At 68.8% G+C, this 24123-nt stretch carries 34 protein-coding genes, 1 tRNA gene and 1 pseudogene; 4 read left to right on the forward strand and 32 right to left on the reverse strand.

Translation table 11 applies throughout. The features are described 5' to 3' along the window. Positions 1-31: 31 nt before the first annotated feature. The 6 genes from ACPYN5_RS10120 to ACPYN5_RS10145 form a co-directional block, all read right to left on the reverse strand. Complete coding sequence (locus ACPYN5_RS10120) at positions 32-505, reverse strand: hypothetical protein (protein ID WP_424448855.1); 474 nt, start codon at positions 503-505, stop codon at positions 32-34. Between the two features lie 119 nt (positions 506-624). Beyond that, the gene (locus ACPYN5_RS10125) at positions 625-975 is read right to left on the reverse strand and encodes a hypothetical protein (RefSeq protein WP_424448856.1); all 351 of its coding nucleotides are present in this window, start codon (positions 973-975) and stop codon (positions 625-627) included. Between the two features lie 2 nt (positions 976-977). Next, complete coding sequence (locus ACPYN5_RS10130; RefSeq protein ID WP_424448857.1) at positions 978-1370, reverse strand: LysM peptidoglycan-binding domain-containing protein; 393 nt, start codon at positions 1368-1370, stop codon at positions 978-980. A 14-nt stretch (positions 1371-1384) separates the two neighbouring features. Next, on the reverse strand, positions 1385-1681 hold the full coding sequence (locus tag ACPYN5_RS10135; RefSeq protein ID WP_307221839.1) for an HNH endonuclease: 297 nt from the start codon (positions 1679-1681) through the stop codon (positions 1385-1387). A 384-nt stretch (positions 1682-2065) separates the two neighbouring features. After that, positions 2066-4213, reverse strand: a complete 2148-nt coding sequence (locus tag ACPYN5_RS10140) for a BbrUII/HgiDII family restriction enzyme (protein WP_424448858.1) — start codon at positions 4211-4213, stop codon at positions 2066-2068. Beyond that, a complete protein-coding gene (locus ACPYN5_RS10145) occupies positions 4210-5280 on the reverse strand; it encodes a DNA cytosine methyltransferase (protein WP_424448859.1) in 1071 nt (356 codons plus the stop codon). Before ACPYN5_RS10145 ends, ACPYN5_RS10140 begins: the two co-directional genes overlap by 4 nt. Positions 5281-5390: 110 nt before the next feature. Here ACPYN5_RS10145 and ACPYN5_RS10150 point away from each other — a divergent pair, with 110 nt between their 5' ends. Further along, positions 5391-6233: a hypothetical protein gene (locus tag ACPYN5_RS10150; protein ID WP_424448860.1), complete on the forward strand. Its 843-nt coding sequence runs from the start codon at positions 5391-5393 to the stop codon at positions 6231-6233. Here the strand turns inward: ACPYN5_RS10150 and ACPYN5_RS10155 are convergent. The 18 genes from ACPYN5_RS10155 to ACPYN5_RS10240 all read right to left on the reverse strand — a co-directional run bounded on the left by ACPYN5_RS10155 (position 6230) and on the right by ACPYN5_RS10240 (position 14911). Beyond that, positions 6230-7099: a hypothetical protein gene (locus ACPYN5_RS10155; RefSeq protein ID WP_424448861.1), complete on the reverse strand. Its 870-nt coding sequence runs from the start codon at positions 7097-7099 to the stop codon at positions 6230-6232. The genes ACPYN5_RS10150 and ACPYN5_RS10155 overlap by 4 nt on opposite strands. Before the next feature lie 44 nt (positions 7100-7143). Then, entirely contained in the window at positions 7144-7620 is a 477-nt protein-coding gene (locus ACPYN5_RS10160; protein WP_424448862.1) for a single-stranded DNA-binding protein, read from the reverse strand. After that, the gene (locus ACPYN5_RS10165) at positions 7620-7892 is read right to left on the reverse strand and encodes a hypothetical protein (protein ID WP_424448863.1); all 273 of its coding nucleotides are present in this window, start codon (positions 7890-7892) and stop codon (positions 7620-7622) included. The genes ACPYN5_RS10160 and ACPYN5_RS10165 overlap by 1 nt, the downstream gene beginning before the upstream one ends. Further along, positions 7889-8170 (reverse strand): hypothetical protein, encoded by a 282-nt coding sequence (locus tag ACPYN5_RS10170; protein WP_424448864.1) that lies wholly within the window; start codon positions 8168-8170, stop codon positions 7889-7891. The genes ACPYN5_RS10165 and ACPYN5_RS10170 overlap by 4 nt, the downstream gene beginning before the upstream one ends. Positions 8171-8174: 4 nt before the next feature. Beyond that, a complete protein-coding gene (locus ACPYN5_RS10175) occupies positions 8175-8858 on the reverse strand; it encodes a hypothetical protein (RefSeq protein WP_424448865.1) in 684 nt (227 codons plus the stop codon). A 357-nt stretch (positions 8859-9215) separates the two neighbouring features. Continuing rightward, entirely contained in the window at positions 9216-9620 is a 405-nt protein-coding gene (locus tag ACPYN5_RS10180) for a hypothetical protein (RefSeq protein ID WP_424448866.1), read from the reverse strand. Continuing rightward, entirely contained in the window at positions 9617-9919 is a 303-nt protein-coding gene (locus tag ACPYN5_RS10185) for a hypothetical protein (protein ID WP_424448867.1), read from the reverse strand. The genes ACPYN5_RS10180 and ACPYN5_RS10185 overlap by 4 nt, the downstream gene beginning before the upstream one ends. After that, positions 9916-10215, reverse strand: a complete 300-nt coding sequence (locus tag ACPYN5_RS10190) for a hypothetical protein (RefSeq protein WP_424448868.1) — start codon at positions 10213-10215, stop codon at positions 9916-9918. The genes ACPYN5_RS10185 and ACPYN5_RS10190 overlap by 4 nt, the downstream gene beginning before the upstream one ends. Next, positions 10212-11303 (reverse strand): DNA cytosine methyltransferase, encoded by a 1092-nt coding sequence (locus ACPYN5_RS10195; protein ID WP_424448869.1) that lies wholly within the window; start codon positions 11301-11303, stop codon positions 10212-10214. The genes ACPYN5_RS10190 and ACPYN5_RS10195 overlap by 4 nt, the downstream gene beginning before the upstream one ends. Beyond that, positions 11300-11644, reverse strand: coding sequence for an HNH endonuclease (locus tag ACPYN5_RS10200; RefSeq protein ID WP_424448870.1), 345 nt, complete (start codon positions 11642-11644; stop codon positions 11300-11302). The genes ACPYN5_RS10195 and ACPYN5_RS10200 overlap by 4 nt, the downstream gene beginning before the upstream one ends. Further along, the gene (locus ACPYN5_RS10205; protein WP_424448871.1) at positions 11641-12111 is read right to left on the reverse strand and encodes a hypothetical protein; all 471 of its coding nucleotides are present in this window, start codon (positions 12109-12111) and stop codon (positions 11641-11643) included. The genes ACPYN5_RS10200 and ACPYN5_RS10205 overlap by 4 nt, the downstream gene beginning before the upstream one ends. Continuing rightward, a complete protein-coding gene (locus ACPYN5_RS10210) occupies positions 12108-12851 on the reverse strand; it encodes a hypothetical protein (protein WP_424448872.1) in 744 nt (247 codons plus the stop codon). Before ACPYN5_RS10210 ends, ACPYN5_RS10205 begins: the two co-directional genes overlap by 4 nt. Positions 12852-12854: 3 nt before the next feature. Next, the gene (locus ACPYN5_RS10215) at positions 12855-13811 is read right to left on the reverse strand and encodes a hypothetical protein (RefSeq protein ID WP_424448873.1); all 957 of its coding nucleotides are present in this window, start codon (positions 13809-13811) and stop codon (positions 12855-12857) included. Continuing rightward, the gene (locus ACPYN5_RS10220) at positions 13808-14026 is read right to left on the reverse strand and encodes a hypothetical protein (protein ID WP_424448874.1); all 219 of its coding nucleotides are present in this window, start codon (positions 14024-14026) and stop codon (positions 13808-13810) included. Before ACPYN5_RS10220 ends, ACPYN5_RS10215 begins: the two co-directional genes overlap by 4 nt. After that, entirely contained in the window at positions 14023-14208 is a 186-nt protein-coding gene (locus ACPYN5_RS10225; protein WP_424448875.1) for a hypothetical protein, read from the reverse strand. Before ACPYN5_RS10225 ends, ACPYN5_RS10220 begins: the two co-directional genes overlap by 4 nt. A gap of 102 nt (positions 14209-14310) precedes the next feature. After that, positions 14311-14442 carry a beta/alpha barrel domain-containing protein gene (locus ACPYN5_RS10230; RefSeq protein WP_424448876.1) on the reverse strand — a complete coding sequence of 44 codons (132 nt, stop codon included), beginning with the start codon at positions 14440-14442 and terminating at the stop codon, positions 14311-14313. Then, a complete protein-coding gene (locus tag ACPYN5_RS10235) occupies positions 14439-14669 on the reverse strand; it encodes a helix-turn-helix domain-containing protein (protein ID WP_424448877.1) in 231 nt (76 codons plus the stop codon). The genes ACPYN5_RS10230 and ACPYN5_RS10235 overlap by 4 nt, the downstream gene beginning before the upstream one ends. Beyond that, on the reverse strand, positions 14666-14911 hold the full coding sequence (locus ACPYN5_RS10240) for a helix-turn-helix domain-containing protein (protein WP_424448878.1): 246 nt from the start codon (positions 14909-14911) through the stop codon (positions 14666-14668). Before ACPYN5_RS10240 ends, ACPYN5_RS10235 begins: the two co-directional genes overlap by 4 nt. 94 nt (positions 14912-15005) lie before the next feature. Between ACPYN5_RS10240 and ACPYN5_RS10245 the strand changes: the two genes are divergently transcribed. From ACPYN5_RS10245 to ACPYN5_RS10255, 3 genes are read left to right on the forward strand one after another with little or no spacing between them, the layout of a single operon-like run. Beyond that, the gene (locus tag ACPYN5_RS10245) at positions 15006-15374 is read left to right on the forward strand and encodes a helix-turn-helix domain-containing protein (RefSeq protein ID WP_424448879.1); all 369 of its coding nucleotides are present in this window, start codon (positions 15006-15008) and stop codon (positions 15372-15374) included. Beyond that, a complete protein-coding gene (locus ACPYN5_RS10250; RefSeq protein ID WP_424448880.1) occupies positions 15371-15829 on the forward strand; it encodes an ImmA/IrrE family metallo-endopeptidase in 459 nt (152 codons plus the stop codon). Before ACPYN5_RS10245 ends, ACPYN5_RS10250 begins: the two co-directional genes overlap by 4 nt. Before the next feature lie 15 nt (positions 15830-15844). Continuing rightward, positions 15845-17005, forward strand: a complete 1161-nt coding sequence (locus ACPYN5_RS10255) for a tyrosine-type recombinase/integrase (RefSeq protein ID WP_424448881.1) — start codon at positions 15845-15847, stop codon at positions 17003-17005. Positions 17006-17073: 68 nt separating this feature from the next. Here ACPYN5_RS10255 and ACPYN5_RS10260 read toward each other — a convergent pair. The 8 genes and pseudogenes from ACPYN5_RS10260 to ACPYN5_RS10295 all read right to left on the reverse strand — a co-directional run. Further along, positions 17074-17146: transfer RNA gene (locus ACPYN5_RS10260), tRNA-Leu, on the reverse strand. Positions 17147-17252: 106 nt separating this feature from the next. Continuing rightward, on the reverse strand, positions 17253-18689 hold the full coding sequence (locus ACPYN5_RS10265; protein ID WP_424448956.1) for an NAD(P)/FAD-dependent oxidoreductase: 1437 nt from the start codon (positions 18687-18689) through the stop codon (positions 17253-17255). Between the two features lie 43 nt (positions 18690-18732). Further along, positions 18733-20016, reverse strand: a complete 1284-nt coding sequence (locus ACPYN5_RS10270; protein WP_424448882.1) for a S8 family serine peptidase — start codon at positions 20014-20016, stop codon at positions 18733-18735. Continuing rightward, entirely contained in the window at positions 20013-20483 is a 471-nt protein-coding gene (locus ACPYN5_RS10275) for a DUF501 domain-containing protein (protein WP_424448957.1), read from the reverse strand. Before ACPYN5_RS10275 ends, ACPYN5_RS10270 begins: the two co-directional genes overlap by 4 nt. A 121-nt stretch (positions 20484-20604) precedes the next feature. Then, on the reverse strand, positions 20605-21075 hold the full coding sequence (locus tag ACPYN5_RS10280; RefSeq protein WP_424448883.1) for an FtsB family cell division protein: 471 nt from the start codon (positions 21073-21075) through the stop codon (positions 20605-20607). 31 nt (positions 21076-21106) lie between these two features. Continuing rightward, the gene (eno, locus tag ACPYN5_RS10285; protein ID WP_424448884.1) at positions 21107-22387 is read right to left on the reverse strand and encodes a phosphopyruvate hydratase; all 1281 of its coding nucleotides are present in this window, start codon (positions 22385-22387) and stop codon (positions 21107-21109) included. A 98-nt stretch (positions 22388-22485) separates the two neighbouring features. After that, positions 22486-23160, reverse strand: a complete 675-nt coding sequence (locus ACPYN5_RS10290; protein WP_424448958.1) for an O-methyltransferase — start codon at positions 23158-23160, stop codon at positions 22486-22488. Between the two features lie 96 nt (positions 23161-23256). Next, a pseudogene (locus ACPYN5_RS10295) lies at positions 23257-24000 on the reverse strand (SGNH/GDSL hydrolase family protein); the annotation flags it as partial. Positions 24001-24123 lie beyond the last annotated feature (123 nt).

A 24123-nucleotide genomic window follows, 5' to 3' on the forward strand; every position in this document is an offset into this window, starting at 1 on the left:
GGTGTGCCCGTACACCCGCCGCGGCCGCGCACTACGCCTTCTTGCGGACTGAGCGCCGCTGGGGCGCTTCCGGGTCGTCGTCGATGCCATCCACGCCCCCCGTGTAGAACTTGAGGCGCATCTCGTCGAGCTCGTCCCGCTCGCGCGGCTTCGCGGCCGCGATGAGCTTCTCCATCGTCTCGTCGTAGCGCTGCGCGATCGCGGACCGCTGCGCCACGGCGCCCGAGTCGAGGTCGCGGGCCAGGGTGTAGAGCAGCGCGACTCGAGGCATCGCCGACGGTGGCACCTGCAGCGCCTCGACGAACGCGCGCGCCGCGAGCTCGTTCGAGATCAGCGGGTGCTCATCTGTCCCGCCGTCTGTCCCGTTTTCTGTCCCGGGTGTGTCCCGCCCGCCGGGGCCGATCCGAGGGAGCGCCTCGAGCTCGGCGGCCTTGCGTTTTTCCGCGCGCTGACGGGCCTTCCGCTCCCGCTCTTTCTGCCGTCGCTCCTCGGGCGTCATGGCCATCACGACCACCTCCAACGGGGCGGGACACGGGACACGACCGTGCGGAGGGGGACAGATCACCCCCGGCGGTGTGCGGAGCCCCCAGGGGTAGGGATCGAACCCCCCTACCCCTGTGCGGGTCAGGCGCTGACGAGGTCGCCCGCGCCGGCGGCGACGCTGGCGCGCAGGTCGTCGAGCTGACGATCGGAGAGGGAACGGGCGAGACCCTCGGTCAGGTACACCCAGTCGAACGAACGACCACGGACAGATGCGTGGGCGTTCTCGACCGTGACGCGTCCCCCAGTGAGCAGGCGGACGAACGCATCCCCGTTGCGGCGTGACACCTCGGCCGGGAGGGCGATCTCGTCAGCTGCCCGAGTGAGCGCGTCGATCGCTTCGAACACGCGGACGCCGGATGCCACGACGACGTGCACGCGGTGCCCGTGGAGCGCAGCCTGCAGGACCAGGCCAGCAGCGGTGAAGCGGTCCATGCTCAGCCCTTCGGTTCGTGCGGCTCTCGGCGCGGGATGCGGATCACCATGCCGGGCCAGATGAGGTCGGGACGCTTGATGCCGTTCAGGCGCTGGACAGTGCGGGGCTCGACCTTGTGCGCGCTCGCGATGTCGTCGAGGGTCTCCCCCTCCTTGACCTCGTGCGTCTCGTTGCCGTGGTCGGCGCCCCGGTCCTCGGGAGAGGGCGGCCGGTTCGCGGTCGCGGTCTGCTTCGTGCTCTGGGTGTTCGCCATCTTCTCTCTCACTTCACTCAGGATGCGCAGGTTGCGCACGGTGCGGTCAGGGTCAGGACGCAGCGGGATGTACGCCTCGGCGCGGTCGTCGCCGATCATCCGCAGCGGCTCGTCGTCGGGACTGGCAAGCGCGATCGACACGAGTGCTCCCCTCTTCACCAAACCTCAGACGGATCGCCGAGCCCGGGCTTCGGGTCTCCCTCGCCCTTGTTCTCGTTACAGATCTTGTGCGACGGCTGCCCGTTCGACGGGTCGTCGGCCAGCTCGGGATAGACCTTGATCGACTTGATGTGGTCGTACGCGAATGCCCACTTGTCGGTGTGCTTCAGCGTCGTGTCGATCGGCTGCCCGCAGAGAGCACAGGGCAGACCGTGCTCGGCGGTGAGCGCCTTCAGGTCGGCTCGGTTCTTCCGATGGGCCGCGGTCGTGCGCCCCGGGACGCCGGCAGCCATGCGATCCCCCGATGCAGGATTGTCGGCGAACGCCCGAGGTCATCCACACTCGGGCGCTCGCCGGTTAACGTCTGCGCCTCACGCGGCCGCGATCGCCCCCGATGCAAGACGATCAGCGCTCCTCGACTCCACCGCTTGGGAAGGTGGCCGGGCGCCGTCGGGCTGGAAGTGCGAGCGTCGCGTGAACGGTGAGGCGAGATCCCGGCCAGTCGGACCGGAAGATCAGGCGGGGCCGCGCCCGATGCGCGAGAGGCGAACGCGACCCCGAGAACGCCGAAAGCCCCACCCGCTCGGGGTGAGGCTTTCGGTCATAGTTCTTGTGCAAGGCACAGCCTATCACGCGTCCCCTCCACGGTTTTCTATTGCTCGGCGGCGTGTCGCTGTTCAGAGCTCCTTGACGATGTCGTCTAGTTTGCGAACGGCTTCGCTAGCGTCGAGGTACTCCTCGTACTGAACTTGCGCGTTATGGATGAGTGCGTCGTACAGGACGCGTCGACCGTTGCTCGGGGCAAACTGCCCCTCACGGTACGTATCTAGCGACAACCGGCCGTTCAGGGTCGTTGTTGGCTCCGATCCGACGACGAAAACGACCTCGATCATCGGGACCTCGTGGGCGCGGTCCGTGCGATTCAGCACATCAGCAAGAGCGGTGTAGTACTTCGTGCCTTGCTGGGCGAGCTCCTCAACAGTGGTGCGTCGTCCGTACCTCTTCAGCTCGACGATGATGTGCTTGCCGCTGGCTGCCCGGTAGCGGATGTCTACTCGACCATCGATCGGCGTTCCTTCGGGATCCTCCGGAATCACGTCCGGGTGGAAACGACGCAGATTCTCTTCCATCGTCGTGTTCGCCGTTGGTCGGTCCCAGGATGGGTCCAGCAACCACATGTGGTCGAAAAGGTGCGTCTGAAGCACTCGCTCCTTCTCGTTCGCGTCCGTCAATCCACGGAACTGGGTGATGGCTTCAACCCTGGACCGAAGGATATCCGCCCACAGCGCCGCTTCGTATGCGTCCTGCTGGCCAAGAAGGGGCAGTAGCCGGTCCGCAGTGACGTCGGCGAGCTTGTCCAACTCCTCGGCATTCTTCCGCAATCCGACACGCGCGAAAGCGAGTATCCCCGACCTGTAAAGCGTCGATCGATTTTCTTTCTCGTTCGTCTTCTCAAAGTCTAGCGAGGAGATTGTTCCGATCATGCGCTCCGCGCTGGGTCTCTGCCAGGCCTCGAGCGAATCGAGCCACTCCTGCAGCTTCGGCGTTGCGGCGACCGCATCCTTCGCCGCCTGCTTCGGGCGTTCCGCACTCCACTGATCAGCTGCCACCACGAACATCTCTCGCAGGAAGCTTTGGAGGGCGACGACACGCTCATCATCTTCGATCAGCCGCTGCCGGTCGCTTGTTGCAATATCGTCGTAACCCGCTTCGTCTAGATCGAGGAAATCCGCCTCGATCTGTCCGGTGACGTAGTTCCCGAAGATACGTGAAAAGTCAAGCTTTTCGATGATGCCTTCCTGAATAGGCCGCTTCCGTGCCAGCACGATGATGTTCTTGAGCGACCCCGCCTCCTCGTCGGCGACTAGGTCCGTCGGCTTGCCAGTCGTGCCGAACCAGCCCGAGACATGCCAACCCTTCTCGGCGTTGACCACACTTCGAGGGAGACTGAATCTCTTGATGTCTCGGGGCAGCGCGGTGTCCGGCAACACTGGACCATTGAACTCCCAGATCAGCTGCAAGCGCTTCAGCTCCTGCCGGTCCGCCCAGGTCACCCGTGTCCCGTTGACCTTGATGTGGAACCCGCCTTCTGAGGGGCTCGTGGTGTCCATCACATCGAACCGACGTGCGAGACGCTTACGGAGCGCTGCCGCGGTGATCGCTGTGCGCTTCCTTTTGAGATCGCTCAGAACAATCGTCGTGCCATCGCGATCGAACTCGTGAGGAACGGCGATCGACTCGGGATGGTAGGCCTTACCGTCGCGAATGGCTTCCTCGAGGTCTGTGACGTCGATACGGAGACCGTTCGCTTCGCCGCCCGGGACTCGGCTGTAGACCTCAATCGTCCGCGCCAGCGAGAACACCGAAAGCTTGCCGATGCCCTTCCGCCCCATGAACGGGCGATGCCACTTCGGCGAGCTGTGCCCCTCCTTGTCACGCTTCTTATACCCCGCGGTAAGGAAACGCTCGTTCAGCTGCTCGACGGTCATCCCTGAGCCGTCGTCACTCACCACAATCTCGGTCAGCTCGGCGGGCTCAGCCTGCGCCACGGCTGGGGGTTGTTCAGCCACGTCATCGGCATCGTCCGCGCTGTCCGACTCCGCTTCGGGCGTCGGGTCGCCCGCGCCGGCCCGATCTCGCCACGTGATGTCGATCGCGCCAGCATCTGCGTCGTATGCGTTCGCGACTAGCTCAGACAGCACTGCTGCGGCGTTGCTATAGAGGTTGATCCCCAGAGATTCCAGCACCGACAAGTCCACAGTCATTGTGTACTTGTGGCCTGGGTCCGAGGACTCCCCCTGTATTACCTCATTGGTCTCAGTCACGCGCTTAGCGTAGTGGATGCCTCATGCTCCAAGACGTGGCGCATCGCTTGACGGCCCACCGCCTCCGCGATGGGGGGTGGCACAGCATTCCCAATAAGGCGACCGAGAGCTGAGACGTTGACCTTCGCACCCGGTCTGATCAAGCGGTAGCCGTTCGGGAATCCCTGAAGAAGCGCCGCTTCCCGCAGAGTGATGGGACGGTCCTGCTGCGGGTGCCCAAACCGACCAGCTCCGAAATTGTGAGCGAGGGTCGTGATGGTGGGTGAAGGCTTATCCCATTCCATCCGCGCATACACGTTCTTGAACGATGCGCCAGAGGCTCGTCGGTGGCAGGCGGCCAGGAGTTCTTCCGGCCAGTCCGCCCATGTACCGCCGGGCCGCGATGCGCGGATCCGGCGGAGGTTCAAGTCGGAAAGTGAACGCGCTACGTGCAATGGATCATCGGCATGTGTCTCACCGGATTCGACTGCTGGTAGCCCCCCGATGGCGTCTCGCACGGTCCGGTAGTTCCCGGGCTCGAAGTCACCACTTGGAACAGCGATGGGGCCGAGCCGAGACCCGATTAGCACCATGCGTCGTCGGTGCTGAGGCAGGCCGTAGCTCGGCGCATAGACCGACCGGTAGTCCACGCTGTACCCCATCGAACGGAGAGCCTCCACGAACTCCTCGAAGACGGCGGACGTCCCTACCCTGGGCACGTTCTCCATCGTGACCAGCTCGGGATCAACTTCCCTCACCAAGCGCGCGAACTCTCTCAGGAGCGGCCACTGCTCCTCGTGAGAGGTATCGACACCGCGCCGGTACGGCGAAAAAGGTTGGCAGGGGGCGCATCCAGCGAGAAGCTTCGTCGCGCCCTCGGGCCACAAGCCCTCGAGGTGGGCCGCGGTGACCTCTCGGACATCGAGCTCGATGAACGGAGCGTCGATGTTGGCCTCGTAGGGATACTTACAAGCCGGTTCAATATCGATCCCGGCGACGACACGCACACCGGCGTCTTGTAGACCGATCGAGAGACCGCCTGCGCCACAGAAGAGGTCGACCGCGGCTATCTCCGGACTGTTTCCCACGTCGATCATGCTAATCGGTAGCGCGCTGGTCAGAGCGAGCGACCCGCATCCCAGCTCACGCCGCGCCGCGTCCGCTCGCTCGTTTCGTCCAGCTACGACAGCATGGAGGCATGTCAGACACGGATGGCGACTGGGAACGCGACCTAGGAGCAGTGCTGGAGCGCGTATCGCGGCTCTCCGCGGGCTACAACCGTGCGTACGAAACGCCGATCCTGAGCGGCAGTGTACGGGCTCAGGATGACGTCGCGACCCACGGTCTGACCATCGGAATTCACGCTGAGTACTGCCTCGTCCAGGCCGTCGACATGTGCGAGGGGATCCGCACCTTGCTTGCGGACGAGGATGGCCTGCGCATCCCGCTGGCGGCCTCCTATCCGCTTGCTCGTGCCGCGATTGAGTCCGCGAGCCTGGCCGTGTGGATGATGAAGCCGGCGGATCGAAGAGACAGAGTGGTCCGGCGCCTGCAGGCAGCTTCCTCAGAACTCAAGTACGAGCGAGCCTTCATCAAGTCGGCGACCGGCCAAGGCGCGACGAGCCACCAGGCTGCGGCAAGGCGTGCCAACGCTCGAGGAACCAAGGTTGTCCGTGCGACCATGCGAGAGATCGCCAAGGCGCACCGCATCGAGGCAGAAGAGTACGAGCAGGCCATGCCGGGGTGGGAATCGATCGTCTCGGACGCGTCAGACATTCTCTACGGGAAGCAGCGAGGCTCGCTTGTGGGCGCATGGCGTTTCACCAGCGGGCTCACCCATCCCTCTGCGCTGAGAGGGTTGATCGCGCACGTGTTCGACCCAGAGGACGAAGGAGGGAACCGAGGCGAGGTCTCGGGCAGCATCGAGTGGATCACTTCGACCGCCTTCGTCGCGGAAGCGCTTACTAGAAAAGCGATAGTGCGGCTCGTGGAGGCAAAGCTACAGCTCGAAGCTTCGACCGCGCCGTCCGACGCTGGCTAGCGCACCCTCGGCCTCCCTCCGCGACTTTGCCTCATCCGATCGCGGACCGCAAAGACGTGGGACGCGCGAAACCACGTGACTCGCCCGAGCGCGCCGTTGGTGACCGCAGTCGGCTGCAGCCCTGCGTCTTTCCGCCACCTCCGGAGAGTCGATTCGGATCCCGCGATCTTGACCGCCTCGGCCCTCGTTATCAGCCGGTCATGCCATTCAGCGACCGCGGAGACCTTTTGCTCTGCATCCGACTCGTCGGAGAACTCAGAGTCCGAGCCGGGCCGCTCGAGCTTGTAGCGTACGACCGCGTCACGAATCGACCAGAACGAACGCGCCCCATCGCCGCCCACCGGATGTCGCACGAGGACGGCCTCCGCCAGCTGCCTCACGTTGTCGGCGTCGCTCGCGATGCGGTCGAGATCGCCGAGGATCACGTTCGCGCAACGACGAGCGTAATCGTACGCAGCGAGGGAGCCGGCACCGGCGGGCATGCCACCGATGACGCCGGACCGTGGGTCGACGAACACGGCCCACGACCGCAGCGACCGCATCACGTCCTCCGACGCGTCGATGAGGTCCGCCGGCGTCGGCGCGGGCGCCTCGGTCCCCTTCCCCGACGACGAGCGCATCGCGTCGTAGACCATCGCCTTGCGCGGGTCCGCGAGCGACCGCAGACGGCCGACGAGATCCGCGGCGTTGTCGATGTGCCCGCGCATCCGGCGATAGCAGCGATCACAGATCATCACGCCGTCGCGTGCGGGTGCGGGGGCGCACCCCTTGCAGGCCTCGGGCGCGTTCGGCAGCTCCGCGACCGCGGGCACGAGGCCCTCCTCCAAACCCCACCAGGCGCACGACGCGTAGTGCAGGTCGGGCACGGTGCATCCGAGCTCGCATCCTCTTTCGGACATGGGATCTCCTCTCAGAACGGGGTGTCGTCGCTCGGGACGGTCCACGAGCCTTCTTCGGACACGGGCGCGGCATAGGGCTCCTGCGAGCGTTGGGATGCCGCCGACTGCGCCGCGGTCCCTCCTGCCGCTGCGCGAGTGACCTGCGCGGTCGCATAGCGGAGGCTCGGGCCGATCTCGTCGATCTCGAGCTCGATCGCGGTGCGGGTCTGGCCCTCGCGGTCCTGGTAGTTCCGCTGCCGCAGGCGACCGGTCGCGACGACGCGCATGCCCTTCGAGAGAGTCCCGGCGATGTGCTCAGCGAAGTCGCGCCAGGCCGACGCGCGCAGGAACAGCGCTTCGCCGTCCTTCCACTCGTTCGCCTGACGGTCGAAGGTGCGCGGGGTGCTCGCGATCGTGAAGTTCACGACCGGGAGGCCGCCCTGCGTGTAGCGCAGCTCGGGGTCAGCGGTCAGGTTGCCGACGACGGCCAGGACGGTCTCGCCGGGCATCAGATAGCCACCTCGTCGCCCTGCTCCGGCTCGGCGGCCGCGGCCTCCCGAGCGGCGCGTGCACTCTCCACACGGCGCTGCCGCTCAGCCTCTTCCTCGGCCATCTCGGCGGCGATGTACTCGACGTCGACGTACCCGGCGAGGATGAGACCCTCGGCCATCCGCACACGGGTGTCCTTCTCGGAACGCGGCGAGGTCTCGCGGAGTCGCTCGACGACGCGCTCACGAACGGCCAGCCACTCGGCGGCCGCGATCTCGGTGTTCTTGCTCATGCTGTCTTCCTCTCGGATCGGGTTCGGTTGGCGGGCAGCCGAAGCTGCTTCTGCCGGATGTCGCGGATCGATGTGACGCCGACGCCCAGTTCGTCCGCGATCTGCTTGTCGGTCATGCCGGCGAGTACGCGGGCTCGGATGCGGTCGTTGCGCTCGAGATGGGATCGCCGGGTGGAGAGCTCCGCCCGGAGCACCTCGCCGGGTGTGATGCCGCGGCGCTGCGCGGTCTCCTCGATGCGCCACACGTCACGGGGGTCGAGGTCGACGGTCACGCGCACGGGATCACCACGGTTCCTCGTCGGGCGTCCCGGCCCGCTCGAAGTGAACGGTGAGCTTCTCCTCGTAGACCCGTCTGGTGAGCCACTCGTCGCGCTTGAGGCGAGCATCCCGGCAGGGGCCACACTTCGTCTTCCCGGCACCGTGCGGCATGTGGTCGTCGCAGAACATCGGCGGGGCATCCAGGATCAGCGGACGCTCCGGCAGCACGGGCTCCTCCTCGCGGTCCTGCGTCACCGCGTCCCACGCATCGGCCCGCGCGGCGTCCTCCGCCCGCACCTGCGCCCTCGCGCGCTCCCGCGCTCGCTCGCGCCCGCCCGCGCTCCCCCGCCCCACAGCCACGGACGTCCATGGACGATCCCGCGCCGGCGGTTCCGGGGTCGAGATCCGCACGCCTCGCATGTCCACCCGCAGCGGGTGCAGCAGCAACAGCCACTCGGCGCCGCCCGCGACATACGTCGTCAGGAACCCGGCGTCCATCAGCTCGACGAGGTGCTCGAGGACCGTGTCCTGCGCCGCGTACCAATCGAGGCCCGGGAACGCGTCCGCCGGGTACATCTCCCGCGCGATCCGCCCCGTGTCCATCGGACCCCGACCCAGCGGGTCGAGATTCAGCCACAGCCACAGCGCGAGCGGCTTCGCCTCGTGCGGCACCTCGTCGAGGTGCGCCAGGTCGGCCGCGCTGATCATTCGTTGCTTCGTTGACACCCTGGTCGTTCCCTCTCGCGAAGCCCTCGATGCACTTGTCGAGGGCGAACTGCACGTCGTGCTCGTGGACCGTGAAGCACTCGGTCCATCCCTTCCCGCCGCGGCCGAGCACCGCCTCGGCGTCGTCCCACCCGGTGAAAGCCCGGGGGAACCAGCGCGCCAGCACACGCAGCGCCTCGCGCTCCCACGAGGCATCCGTGCCCCGGGCGCAGACGATCACGTGCGCGCCGGCGCGCATGAGCTTCTCGACGCGGCTCCACTTCCACGCGCGCCCCACCTTCAGGACACGGGACGCGGGCCAGTAGACGACGTACGTCATCGCGAAGCGCGGCATGGTACTCATCGGCCGGCCTCCGCATTGCGAGCGGCTTCGTACGCTTCGAGCGCGGCGCGCATGCCGTCGAGGTAGGGCCCCAGGACTTCGGGCTGGGTCTGCAACCATTCCCACTCGCCGTCCGAGAACTCATCGTCGGCGTAGGCGCGTGCAGCTACCTTGATCAGCTCGTCGGTGATCGGTCCGCGCCCACGGTTGGGCGAAGGAAAGGCGCACACGTGCACATCGAGAAGAGGAAGCGTGCCACAGCGCGGACATTGCCCATCACCAGGCCGAACGACCAGCGCTTCCCCCTCGTCGTCGGTGGGCGGCTCGGGGATCAGTACCTCCGCCACACCGCGGACGTCGAGCAGCCCCATGTCGTACTGCCGCAGAGCGCGGTTCACGCGCTCGAGCCACTGATCGGTCATCGTCTTCTCCCTGCTGGTGCGAATGTGAGCCCGCCGCGGCGGGCCTTGTGTGCGTCGGTGGTCTTGCTGCAGAGCCCGAACGTGTCGAGCCGGATCGTGCGCTGACCGCAGAGAGCGCACACGGGGTAGATCGCGGCGTGCATCTGGTCGATGCGCGCGAACTCCGCTTCCCGCTCGCGGCGCACGTGCTCCTGACGGCGGATGTCGAGCACCCACCCCTTCTCGGTCGACGACCATCCGCCGTCGGGCAGGGCCGCGACGTCCGGGGTGCAGCAGCCGAACTTGCATGCGGCGCTCATGACGCGAGCCCCATCTCGGCCTCACGCTCGCGGACCCACTGCCGCTCGTAGTCGGCGTACGTCACGCGCGGGTGCTTCTCCCAGTGCTCGAGCAGCTCGGGCGACGCGTACGCGCGGGCGCGGCGCTCGTTGCCCATGAACAGCGAGCCCGGGTCGATCCCCGCCGCGCGGCCGCGCGCGTTCAGCAGCGCGCCGTTCGTCGCCTCCTCGGCGAGCATGTACGCCGCGAGGCGCACCTCCTCGTACTCCTCCCGCACCTCCCGCCAATCAGCGAAGGCCGACCCGATGATGCTCATGCCGCGGCGCTCCTCGCGGCCGCCGGGGCGAGGATCTCGTCGACGATGGCGCCTCCCATGAGGGGCGGGACCGCGTTGCCGATCTGCAGGAACTGCTTGCCGCTGCCGCCGCCGAAGTGGAAGCCCTTCGGGTAGGTCTGCAGCGTCGCGGCTTCGTGCGCCTCGAGACGGAGCGAGCCGGGGCGGTTCTGGCGTGAGACTCCCCCGCGCACGAACTCCGACCGGCCGGGGCCGCCGAGGCGCGGGTCCGCGACGACCGTGGTCGCGGGGCGACGGAAGACCCAGTCGGGGCGTGAGGTGTAGCGCGCGAGCTTGGCGATCGGCTCCGCGCCGCCGGTCTCGGTTCCGCCGCCGGTGATCGTCGGGCTCGGGCGCTGCGAGAGCCCCCACCCGAGTGCGGCCGCCATGCTGACCCAGGGCAGGACGCCCGGGTCGAGGCGGTCGGGCTGCCGCTCGTAGAACCGCGAGTGCGTCGGGGTCGGCATGGCCGCCTCGACGCCGTCGGCGCGGGCAATCAGCACGGCACGGCGACGCGCCTGCGGGACTCCGTACTGCTCGGCGCGCATGATGCCGGTCCACACGGAGTAGCCGAGCGTTTCGAGCACCGCGGCGCACGCCTGCCAGACGGGAAGCACCGGCACGACCTGCTCCCATGCGACGTAGGTCGGCCGGTCGCGATAGACCTGCGCGAGCGGCGTCAGCACGAGCGCAGTCCGCTCGTCGGTCTGCGCTCCCAGCGCTCGCAGCTTCTCGGGCGTCCGGTAGGCGTGCTCGTCGATGGCCCGGAGCACGTCGCCGAGCGCGGCTCGTCCGGCTCCCTTGCCTGCGACGCTGAATGACTGGCACGGCGGGGAGGCGATCGACAGCGCCGCCTTGAACCACGGCGAGTCGGTCGGCGCGCTCAGCAGCACGTCCCAGACGTCGCGGAATGGCGTTTCCATTCCGGCCGCGGCGCGGGAGGCGACGGCTTCGTCCATGATCTCGACGCCGCCTTCGCGGATGCCGCGCTGCTGCAGGGCGACGCCCCAACCCGTACCGGCGAAGAGGTCGAGCGCTGCGAGCTCGAGGGCTCCGGGTCCGATGGTCATGCGGTCACTTCCTGGGATGTCGGGGCGGGGGTCCATCCGCCGTCGTCGTCGAGGCGCACGCGCCCCCAGACGGAGTGTTTGATCGGGCACTGGCGCGGGTTCGCCCACGAGGGGACGATGAACCCGGCGAGCTCGGCCTTCGCGGGGTCGGCGTGCACGGCGTTGTGGCAGGTGCGGCACACGTGCACGAGGTTCGCGGGCAGGTGGTCGCCGTGGCGGCGCAGCTGCCGGTGGTGCATGTCGGTCGCGCGCTCGCGGCCGCAGCGCTCGCACATGCCGCCGGAACGGCCCTTCACGATGGGGCGGGAGTCGGCCATCGGGTCGACGGTGGCGCCGGTCACTTCTCGCCCCGCATTGACTTCGCGATCGACTGCAGCAGGGTCACGTCGCGCTCGACGGCGTCGGCGAAGTCCTTCGCGTACTCGAACAGCAGCCACGCGTCGTCGTACGCGTCGACCGCGCGCATGAGGCGCTCGTCGACGCCGTACGCCAGCTCGCGCAGCTCGGTCATCGTCGCGCCGCGGCCGTACTCGTCGCGTAGCTTCTTGACGGCCAAGCCGAGAGCGATCTTCCGCTCCCGCTCGGCGTCCTTAAGCTTCTCCCGGTAGTCGGCGAGCGCACCGGGCGCGGCGATGTTCTTCGCCCGAGCGATCGACAGCGCGCCGACGACCTGCGCCGGGGTCGGCGACCACTGCGCGAGGAGATCCTCGTCGAGCATCGCGACGTTCAGGGGGACGATGTCGAACCCGGCCGGGATGGTGACGAGCACTCCCGAGGCGGGGTCGACGTGGTTCGGTTCGTCGCTCATCGCCGGCCGCCCTTGCGCTTCGAGGCACGGCGGGTCGCGCGGTTGCCAGGCAGGTGATCCTGCGGGCGGCGGATGCCGGCCTGCACCGTGGCTGCGCGCTCGGGTCCGGCCGGTCCCTGCGCGTCGGCGCTCGGCCCCGGTGCGGGTGCCCAGTCGTCGGCGGCCGGCGCCTCGGCGAGCGCCTTGCGCTTGGCCTTCAGCTGACGGTGCAGCGCGGTGCCCTCGGCGTCGGCGCGGAAGGCGCGGACGGCGCGCGCCTCGCGGTCGATCGTGTCGATGTCGAGGATCGTCTGCGCGGCCTCGATCTCGGCGGCCCAGTCGCGGCCGGTCGGTTCGCTGGGCGCGCCTGGGTCATCGGAGTATGTGCTCGTGTCGATCCGGTCGGTGCCTGCCTCGAGCAGCGGAGCGAGGATGTCGGCGAAGACGACGCGGTACGCGTGGCGCTCGACCTCGGAGCCGAAGATCGTCATCGGCTTCTCGGCGCGGGTCGCGTTCCAGTCGGGGGTGTTCTGCTCCTGCTTCTCGTACTCGGCCCAGCTGACGACGATCTCGCGGGGCTGCTGGCCGGTGCGGGTGATGATGACGCGGGCGAGCAGGGGCGGCTCGGGCTTGACGTGATACCGGAGCCACTCGGCCTCCGGGTCGGCGAGAAAGTGCGGGCCGTCGATCGCGGCGAGCTGGCCGGAGGCGAGCACGGCGGCGCGGGCGGCCTCGACGGGGATGGTGCGGGGTTCGGGCATGGCTCACGCCTCCTGGAAATTGAGCGTCGTGCGACGCGAGGTCTTCGGGTATCGGTGTTTGGCGTCGGCTTCGGCGTAGGCCAGCTCGACGCGGATGCGCTCGGCACGCTCGTGCGCGTCGGGGTCGGCGGCCGCCCATGCGGTCTCGTCGATCGCGACGGTCTCGCTGACGGAGAGCTGGAACCCGCCGCTCTTGCCCATACCGACGGCACCGAACCGGGCGGCGTGCGGGAGCTTCGCGATCGCCTTCTTGAGCGCGGCGTTCGCAGCCTTCTCCGCCTCGGCAGCCTTGGTCAGCGCGAGCTTGAGCGGAACCCACGCCTCGAGGGCGGCGGCGACGTCGTCGGGGAGGTCGTCGACGTCGGGGCATCCCGCGTCGCGCCAGGCGATGAAGTCGTCGGCGCGCTCAGTGAGCCAGGCGATCATCTCTTCGTCGCGCTCAACGACGATCCAGGTCGCGCCGTCCACGGGCGGCTGGTCGTCCTCGTCGCGGACCTCGAAGCCGTAGAGGCCGAAGTCGGCGCCCATGACGCGGATCTGGAACTGCAGCTGTGCGTAGTGCTCGATCGGGATGCCGTCGTGCTCCCAGCCGTGCTCGTGCGACTTCACCTCGATGACGGCGAGGCGGCCGTCGCCGTCCCAGCCGAAGCCGTCGGGGGTCGCGCGGTGGAGATCGTTGTCGGCGGCCGCCCAGAGCGCGTCGTTCGCGACGACGCTCTGCAGGCGCTCGGCGGCCTCATCGAGCAGCGCGGCCTCGCGGGCGGACCCGGCGCGGGTCGCGGCGTTGCCGCGGAAGCGGGCGCCGTTCATCTTCTCCTCGACGATCGTGCGGCGGGCCTTCAGGCCGGCGCGGGCGATGCGCCACGCGTTGGACGCGGTGACGCCCTCGCCGCGCTCGGCGAGCCAGAGCTCGCGGTCAGCGCCTGCGGGGACGACGATTCGGGCGGTGGGCTGCTTCATCGGTTCTCTCGCTTCGGGAGGGTGTCGACGGTGGTCGTCCACCAGATGTCGACGTTGCTGGTGTTCATGGACTGCAGCCGGGCAGCGCCCGTGCGGCTCAGCGCGCGGATCTTCCAGCGCACGTCGTCGACGGTGACGATGTCGCCCACCTGCAGAGGGTCGTCGACCTTGAGGCGCGTCGGGATGGTCACCAGCGCGGCGTCGGCGAGGGTCACGCGATCACCGCCGCTCCGAGGATCAGGAGCAGGGCGACCGCCGCAGCGAAACCACCCGTCGCGAGAATGGCCGCACGCGCCAGCAGGTCGCGGTCACGGCTCACGCGGAGCTCGACGCCTTGGCCGACGCGGGCCGGAACGGGGGTCGGAAGCTCGACGGCTTCCGCGAGATCGATGGTCATGCCTGTTTCCTTCGGGTGGTCGAGTGCCGCACCGGGGCGCGACGAAACATCGGGGACGGCGCCCCGGGTGATCGGTGGTGAGTCAGCGCGTGGCGGTCGGTGTCACTGCTGACTCATCCGGCGGAGCCTCTCGCGCGCCTCGCCGACGCAGATGGCGATCCACGTGCCCCACAGCACCAGGCCAGCCGGGATCGCGAACCACAGCGGAAGCTCGTCGGGGTTGATGCCGTTCATGCTGCGCACGCCGGAGTGATGCGGTTCGAGAGGAACTCGTCGAGATCCGCTGCGTAGAAGACGTTCAGCCGCCCCTGCTTGAAGTAGCGAGGGAAGTCGACACCCGGTCGCTTGCCCTCGGAGATGAGGTTGTAGAGGGTCTGCTTCGCAATCCCGCAATACGCTGCGGCTCGCGCGGTCGTCAGGACCGGCCCGCTACGCTCCGTCGCTTGCGACGCGGCGCTCACGACGCGACCGCCTCGTGAGCGGGAACGAACGCCGGCGGCGTCAACCGGGAAGGCTCGATGCGAAGCGCCTCGGCGATGAGGAACAGCTCGCTGAAGTTGAAGTCGACCTGAGCCTTGAGCTTGCGGTCGAGGGTGGAGTACGGGATGCCAGTGCGGTCGGAGAGCCACCGCTTCGAGCGGTCGGCCTGACCGATCTCGAATGCCACCGCTGCGGCGACGGTGCGTCGGGTGTCTGTAGCCATACGAGGACAGTACATCGTCAAATGGGTACATGCAACGCAAGAGTGTCCCGATTTGACTACACATCGTAGTCGCAGCGGTGCTAGAGTCGCCCATATGAAGTCACGTGCCGACCGCTTCAACGCGGCTCTTGGTAAGCAGATCCGTGCCGAGATCGCAGCGGCGGGAATGAGTATCTCGTCGGTCGCCCGTGAATTGGATATCGCTCGCAGCGCACTCGACAACTACGTGACCGGCAAGCGATCGATCCCCGTCCCCGTCGCCTACCAGATCGGCGAGATCGTCGGCCTGGATGCGCAGGTGATCGTGCAGCGCGCGCAAGAGCGCTTCGACCTCGAGGAGCGCGAGGCGCCGGCGAACGTAATCGCCGGCCGCTTCGGCTCGGTGTCGGAAGCCGCGGATAGCCTCGGCGCGGTCGCCAAGCGCAAGGGGCGCGACCGCGGCGGCGACGAGGGAGACGAGTGATCGACGACCATATACGCGAGACGATCGACGCGCTCGGTGTCGATGTCATCTACGCCGAGCTACCCGAGGACCGCGACGGCGAGTACATCCACCACCTGAGCTTGATCCGACTGCGTCCCGGAATGCGTCGTCGCCTGCACCGGTCCGTCGCGGCCCACGAGTGCGCGCACGCGGTGTTCGCCGACGTCCCGAGTCGCTTCGGCCCGCGCAACGCCAAACAGGAGCGACGCGCGGACGAATGGGCGGCACTCCGGCTGATCGATATCGACGAGTACAAGCTCGCGGAGATCATCCACGCCGGCCACGTCGACGCGATCGCGCTCGAGCTGGATGTGACCACCGACATCGTCGAGGCGTTCCAGCGCATCCTCACCCGCTTTGGCGACACCGTCTACCTCGGCGCGAAATTGGGCGCCGGAATGTGGCACCACCGTGAGACAGCCGACCACCACTAGAAGCGAGGCGCGCCGATGGCACGGCCACCACTAGAGCTCGAGACGTGGGGGAAGATCCGCCGGACCGTCGTCGACGGCAAACCGACCGCGGTCGCCTACCTCCGCGGATCTGACGGGAAGACGCGCAAGATGCAGCGCCAGGGCAAGACGCCGGCCGACGCCGAGCGGACGCTCATACGCGCGATGAAGGCGCACCTCGCCCCCGCCGACGAGGATCTCGGCCCCACGACGACCGTCAAGCAGGCCGCGGAGAAATGGCTCGCCGAGCCGGAGCGATCGGAGCTCGCGATCGCGACCATCCGGCGATACACCGACATCCTGTCGACGATCGTTCGGGTCGGGTTCGGGAATGTGCGTCTCGGGGAAGCCACGGTCCCGCGTGTCGACCGCTTCCTGAAGAGCGTTACCGAGTCGAACGGGGCGTCTACGGCCAAGACGACTCGCACGCTGCTGCAACACGTCTTCGCGCTAGCTGTGCGGCACGGTGCCATCCCGAGCAACCCGGTTCGCGACGTCGGTCGGATAGTCCAGCCACGCAAGCCGGTCGTCGCTCCCGACGAGCACTCGATCAGGGAGATGCGCGCGCTCATGAGGGCGTGGGATGCCACCCCGGACAAGCGCGGCAACCGGAGGACCGCAGATCTCGGTGACCTCTTCGACCTCTACACCGGCACCGGTGCGCGCACGACCGAGGTGCTCGGCCTGCGATGGCAGGACGTCGATCTCGATGCGCTCCCGCACGCGACGATCGCAATCAATGGCATCGTCGTGCTCGGGACCGATGGGAAGGTGTTCTGGCAGGAGCACCCGAAGACGGACGCTTCGCGTCGGGTGCTGAAGCTCCCGGGATATGCGGCCGACGTACTCACTCGGCGACGCATCGACTCATACTGCGACTGGGTCTTCCCCTCAGCTGTCGGCACTCTGCGCTGGCCCCACAACCTGCGGCGCAGCTGGCGAGATGCCCTCGCCGGCACGCCGTACGCCGATGTGACGCCCCGGTCGCTTCGGAAGGCGGTCGCCACCCGTCTCCGGGACGAACTCGGCATCGTCGTCGCGCGAGATCAACTCGGCCACACGAGCGACAACACGACACGGAAGCACTACGCACAACCTCTCGCGATCGGTCCCGACGCGACTTCAGCGCTCGAGGCGTTCGGCCAAAACAGCGAGTAAATAGCGAACGGCCGCCGCGAACCGAAGTTCGTGGCGGCCGTTTTTGCCTCTGACCAGCATTTAAGCGGTGCCCCCGCTGGGGGTCGAACCCAGACTGAAGCGATTTTAAGTCGCCTGCCTCTGCCATTGGGCTACGGGGGCCCGCTTCCACGTTACCCGTCCGCCGCCGACGGGGTCCGCCTCCGGGTTCGGAGACGACGAGGCCCCCGACACCGGAAGGTGCGGGGGCCTCGAGGATGCAGGAACGTCAGTTCGCGGCGACCCTGTTGTCCTTCTCGGCGGGAGCGACGGTCTCGGGGCCCTCGTCCTTCGCGACGCTCTTCGGGTCGATCGGGGGCTGCGGGTTGGCCTGCTCGGGCTGCGCCGGGCGCGGACGCGCGGCGAACTCCTCGAAGGCGGCGCGCGGGGTGAGCGACGCCTGCAGCGCGACGTTGTCACGGCCGAGCCAGAGGTTCATCCACCAGTCGCCCACGACGCGCCACTTGCGCTCCCACGAGGGCATCGCGAGGCCGTGGTAGCCGCGGTGCGCGACCCAGGCGAAGAAGCCCTTGATCGCGATCTTCCCGGACTGGAACACGCCGTTGCCGAGGCCGAGACCGGCCACCGCGCCGAGGTTCTTGTGGAAGTACTCGCGCGGGGTCTCGCCGCGAAGCACCGCGACGAGGTTCTTCGCGAGGAGCTTGGCCTGGCGGACCGCGTGCTGAGCGTTCGGAACGCAGTACCCGCCGACGCCGCCGCCGGTCAGGTCGGGGACGGCCGAGATGTCACCCGCGGCCCAGGCACCCTCGACGATCTCCTCCGGCGTGCCCACGCGGAGGTCGGCGCGGGTGCGAATGCGGCCGCGCTCCTCGACGGGCAGGTCGCTGCCCCGGACGACGGTCGGGTTCGCCATGACACCGGCGGTCCAGATGATGACGTCGGTGGGGATGACCTCACCGGTCGACAGCGCGACGTTGCCGCCCTCGGCGCCCTGCACCTGCGTGTCGAGGTGCACGTTCGCACCCTTCTTCGCGAGGTCCTTGAGCACCCACTGGCTGGTCTCGAGCGACACCTCGGGCATGATGCGCCCCATCGCCTCGATGAGGTGGAAGTGCGTGTCCTCGAAGCGCAGCTGCGGGTAGCTCTTCAGGAGCGACGATGCCATCGCGCGCAGCTCGGCGAACACCTCGATGCCCGCGAATCCGCCGCCGACGACGACGACGGTGAGCAGGCGGTCGCGCTCGGGACCGGCGGGCAGGTTCGCGGCGCGGTCGAAGTTAATGAGGATGCGGTCGCGGATCGCCATCGCCTCTTCGACCGTCTTCAGGCCGATCGCGTTGTCGGCGATGCCCGGGATCGGGAACGTGCGCGAGACGGCACCGGCGGTCACCACGATCTGGTCGTAGCGGTGCTCCCACGGCTCGCCCTGGGCGGGCGTAATGGTGGCGACCTTGTTCGCGTGGTCGATCTTGGTGACCTTCGCGTTGACGACGTTGGTGCGCTTGAGGTGGCGGCGCAGACCCACGACGACGTGACGACCCTCGATCTCGCCGGCCGCGACCTCGGGGAGGAACGGCTGGTAGGTCATGTACGGCAGCGGGTCGACGATGGTGACCTCGGCCTCACCCTTGCGAAGGTGCTTCTCGAGCTTCCAAGCGGTGTAGAAGCCGGCGTAGCCGCCGCCGACGACGAGAATCTGGGGCACAGATGTGGACACGTTCGGAAGAACTCCTTGATCGGGGGCTCGGCTAGCGCGACGCGCGGGCCGATCGGATGCGCCGGACAGCAGCAGTGACGCCGAGCGCCACCAGTATAGCGGCCATGCTCACGCCCAGGAGCGGGACGGTCCCGTACAGGAGCGTGTCCACGCTCGGCAGCAGCGGCGAGGCGGGCGCAGAGGGCGGATCGGCCGCGGGAAGCGAGGGAAGCGCGACGGGGGTGGTCGTGGGCTGCGGGGCGGGCGCCTGTTCCGCGCGTCGGTAGATACGCACCCACTCCGCCAGATCGCCCATCGGATTCTCCGAGACCGCCGGAACGTCCGAGCTGACGGCAGCAGCGGCATCCAGCAGTCCGTAGCCGTAAAGGGGATCGGGCTTGGCCGACACACCCGGCACCCCCCGGGCGGTCTTGATGATGCGGTTGATGACGTTGTTGGCATCCAGACCCGGGTGTGCGGATCGCACCAGGGCCGCGACGCCGGCGACGATGGGCGCCGCACCGCTCGTGCCGTCCCAGACGACGATGCGGCCGTCGGCCGAGACGCCGAGAAGACCCTCGCTCGGGGCCGAGATGCCGATCGTGATGCCCTGCGTCGAGGCCTCCTGGCTCGCGACGCCGGTGCGGTCGACGCCGCCGACGGTGAGGACACCGGGGATCGTCGCCGGCGCCCCGACGCGGTCGGTGCCGGTCCCGCGGTTGCCCGCGGCGACGACCACCACGACATCGTGGTCGTACGCGTACTGGAATGCCGTGTCCCACGACGGGTCCCACTCGAGCAGGTTCGTCGTGAAGGACAGGTTGATCACGTCGGCGCCCTGGTCGACGGCCCACACCATGGCGTCCGCGACCTGGGTTGCGAAGGGGATGTCGGAACTGCCGCCGAACCCGATCGACAGCGACAGCAGCTTCGCCTCGGGAGCGACGCCGATCATCCCGGTGTCGGGTCCCGTTCCACGCGACGCCGCGAGGGACGCGACCCAACTGCCGTGGTCGCGGTCATCCCCGCCGACGGGGGTCCGCCCGTCGGCACTCCCCGAGCCGGAGAAGTCCGCGCCGGCGCTGACCACCCCGTCGAACTCGGCTGGACCGCGTCCGATGCCGGTGTCGATGACGGCGATGGTCGTTCCGGCGCCGCGCGTCGTCTGCCACGCGGTGCGGATGCCGTAGTCGTCGAGCCAGTACTCGGCCTGACGCGCGGGGTCGGCGGGCTCGGTGGGCGCGGCGGGCGGCGCGACCGCTCCGGCCGTCGCTGCGGTCACGACGAGCGCGCCGACGACGGCTGCGCGCAGGAACCGGACGGCGCGCCTCGTCACGCGGCCACCCGAGGGGTCGCGCAGGTGCAGCGCTCAGGTGACCAGTCCGCGCGCTCGAGCGACAGGTCGCCGATCGGGTTCACGCCCGGGCCGGCGGCGAGGGCGTGCGCGGCGACGGCGTGCAGGCACTTCACACGCGTGGGCATGCCTCCCGCCGAAATCCCCGCGATCTCGTCCACCTCGCCGTAGGCGGCGCGGTCGGCCAGGTACTGCTCGTGGGCGAGCCGGTAGCTCGCGGCGATCTCGGCATCCTCAGCGAGGAGATCCGAGAGCTCGCGCATGACGTGAGTCGCCTCGAGGGCCGACATCGCCGCGGTCGCACCGGGATGGGTCAGGTAGTAGAAGGTCGGAAACGGTGTGCCGTCGGGCAGACGGGGTTCCGTCGCGACGACCGTTGGGTTGCCGCACGCGCAGCGGGCGGCGATGCCCACGACACCGCGCATCGGACGCCCGAGCTGCTCACGCATGACCTCGAGGTCGGCGTCGGTCGCGGGTGTCAGCGCGGTATCGGTCACGCTGACAGGTTACCGCCCGCCGCTGGCGGACTCCTGGGTCACCACCTGCGCGCGCGGTCGTGCACGCACAACGTCAGGGAACGGAAGAGGCCGTGCGGGCCGACCCGCTCGTCACGACCGAGCGGACGAACTGCGACATCCAGTCCGTCCGCGTCCGCTCGACGTCGCTCGACACCGCTGCGGGGTCGTCGGGCAGGGAGGATGCCGGGAGGTCGTCGTCGATGAGGTAGACGACCTCGCCGGGACGGACGTAATACAGCCGCTCGCGCGCCTGAGTCATGATGAACGCCGGATCACGCCACTGGTCGCGCTCGGCGGAGAGGGCGTCGACCTCCTCCTGACCGACGCGCACCGACTCCTCGAGCGCGGCGATCTGAGCGCGCTGATCGAGGTAGGTGCTCACCGACGGAACCAGGACGCAGGCTGCCAGAACGACGAGCCCGAGCATGATGAGAGCGAAGGCCGACACGCGGATGCCACCCATCCATTCGCGGACGTCGACCCGACGGCGGGAACGGGGAGAGGGAGCCGTCGTCTTGACCACGGCTCCCCCTCTCAGTACGTTTCAGCGCAGATCAGCCCTGGAATCGCGGGAACGCGGCACGGCCGATGAACTCCGCGGCGTCACCCAGCTCCTCCTCGATGCGCAGAAGCTGATTGTACTTGGCCACGCGCTCCGAACGTGCGGGCGCGCCGCTCTTGATCTGACCGGCGTTGACGGCCACCGACAGGTCGGCGATCGTCGTGTCCTCGGTCTCGCCCGAGCGGTGCGAGAGCATCGTCGTGTAGCCGGCACGGTGCGCGACCGAGATCGCGTCGAGCGTCTCGGACAGGGTACCGATCTGGTTGACCTTCACCAGGAGCGAGTTGGCGGCCTTGCGGCGGATGCCGTCGGCCAGACGCGCCGGGTTGGTCACGAACAGGTCGTCGCCGACGAGCTGCACACGGTGGCCGAGCTTCTCGGTGAGCGCGGTCCAGTTGTCCCAGTCGTCCTCGGCGAGGGCGTCCTCGATCGTGACGATCGGGAAGTCGTTGACGAGCTGGACGTAGTATTCCGTCAGCTCCTCCGCCGACCAGTCCTTGTTGTCGAGGCGGTAGACGCCGTCGTTGAAGAACTCGGTGGCTGCGACGTCGAGGCCGAGAGCGATCTCGGAGCCGGGCTTGAAGCCGGCCTTCTCGATCGCCTTGACGAGGAACTCCAGGCCTTCGCGGTTGCTGGGCAGGTCGGGGGCGAATCCGCCCTCGTCGCCGAGGCCGGTCGCGTAACCGGCGGCCTTCAGCTCGCCCTTGAGGACGTGGTAGACCTCGGTGCCCCAGCGCAGCGACTCGCTGAAGCTCTCGGCGCCGATCGGCGCGAGGAAGAACTCCTGCATGTCGATGCCGTTGTCGGCGTGCTCGCCGCCGTTGATGACGTTGAACAGCGGGACGGGCAGGACATGCGCGTTCGGGCCGCCGAGGTAGCGGAACAGCGGCAGGTCGGCCGAGTCGGCGGCAGCCTTCGCGACAGCGAGCGAGACGCCGAGGATGGCGTTCGCGCCGGTGCGCGACTTGTTCTCGGTGCCGTCGGTCTCGATGAGGATCTCGTCGATGATGCGCTGCTCGCTCGCATCGACGCCCTCGATGGCGGGGCCGAGCTCGTCGATGACGGCGGCGACGGCCTTGAGCACGCCCTTGCCGCTGTAGCGGCTCTTGTCGCCGTCGCGGAGCTCGTACGCTTCGAACGCGCCGGTGGATGCGCCGGAGGGGACGGCCGCGCGCTGGACGATACCGTCGTCGAGGAGCACCTCCACTTCGACAGTCGGGTTGCCACGCGAATCCAGAATCTCGCGTGCGCCTACAGCCTCGATCAGTGCCACAGGGGTACTCCTTGCTTGTGGAGGGTGAGTCGTGGAGCGTCGTCGGTCCACTCTGAGTCTAGTGATGACGAGGGCCGCCGCCACCGGGCGTGCCGGGACTATGCGTCGGGATCGACCCGCACCGCCAGAGCCAGCCCGTCCCAGCCCTTGAGATCCAGTGTCTGGAGGGCCGTGGCGTCGAACCTCGGGTCGCGGGCGAGCATCTCGAGTCCCCGCTTCGTGCCGGCGACCTGCTCGTCCTCGGTGGCGGGATCGCAGACGCGGCCCGCGCGCACGACGTTATCGACGACGATGATCCCGCCCGGACGGGTCAGCCGCGCGGCGTGGTCGAGGTAAACGGTGTTCGACTCCTTGTCGGCGTCGATGAAGACGAGGTCGAACTCCTCGTCGACGCCCGGCAGCACGTCGGCGGCGCGACCGACCCGCACCTCGACGCGGTCGTCGACACCAGCCCGGGCGATGCTGCGACGAGCCACGCCGGCGTTGCGGGGCTCCGCCTCGATCGTGAGCAGGCGTCCGTCGCCGGGGAGCGCCCGGGCCATCGCGATGGTCGAGTACCCGCCGAGCGTGCCGATCTCGAGGACGCGGCGCACGCCGCCGATGCGGATGAGGAGCTGGAGCAGCTTCGCGCTCAGCGGTGAGACCTCGATCGCGGGAAGCCCGGCTGCCCGTTGATCCGCAAGCGCTGCGGCCAGGGCGGCGTCGGGCTCGACGAGGGTGTCGGTCAGGTACGCGTCGGTGCGCCTCCAGGCGTCGGGGGTGGGATCGGTCATCCCCTCAGCCAACCGCACGACGTCGGCGCGCGCCAGCATCCGCGTCGCCATCGCCTCGTCGAGCGCGGCGGCGACGGCGGGAAGGAGTGCGTCGGCGGTCCGCCGGTACCCCAGGGCGCTGGGATGGAAGCGGTCGAGACTGAACATCTCGTCGGGGTGCTCGACGAACACCGGGCCCACGGTGCGGCGGAGCGAGACGACCCGCGCCCCCGCCGCACGCGCCGCCGCATCCTGCGCGGCCGCGAGCGCACGTGAGGCGCGCGAGGCGAAACTCCGTAGCGGCTGCGGCACCGGCCGGAGGGCCCCGAGGTCGGGACAGGTCCCCACGACGACAGCGCATCCCCGCGCGCGCAGGAGCTCGACGGCGGCAGCGAGGCTGCGCGCGGCGTCAGCAGGAGGAATGCGGTGGGTGACGTCGTTGCCTCCCACCACGATGACCGCGACGTCGGCGACGGCGTCATCGCCCAATGAGGCGATCTGGTCGAGCAGGGTCGACGACTCCGCGCCGACCACGGCACCGGTCCGCAGCCGCACGGGGCGATGCGCTCGATGCGCGAGGCCGCGGGCGAGCCGCCCGCCGAGGGTGTCTTTGCGGCGGTCGGCGCCCAGACCCGCGGCGAGGGAGTCGCCGAGCATGACGAGACGGACCGGCTCTCCCGCGTACGACCGGCGCCAGAGCCGGTCGGCGTCGACGGCGAGCTCGCCGAGCGGCTTGCCGATGCGCTCGCGCGCGAGCGCCGCCTGGTGGGCGAGCACGGCGCGGGCGGCCACGGCGACGGCGCCGGCCGACAGCACCGCGCCGCCGAACGCCGTGGCCATGCGGACGGCGGGTGCGCTCATGCCTCCAGCACAACACCGCCGGGTGAACGGGCGCCGACGTCCAGCCGTCGGGCGTGCGAACAGCCCGCACGACCGACGCCCGGGGCTGTCGGGCGACGGGAGCTCCGACAGCGGACGTCGGGG

The organism is Microbacterium arborescens, assembly GCF_049707515.1.
GTDB lineage: Bacteria > Actinomycetota > Actinomycetes > Actinomycetales > Microbacteriaceae > Microbacterium > Microbacterium arborescens_B.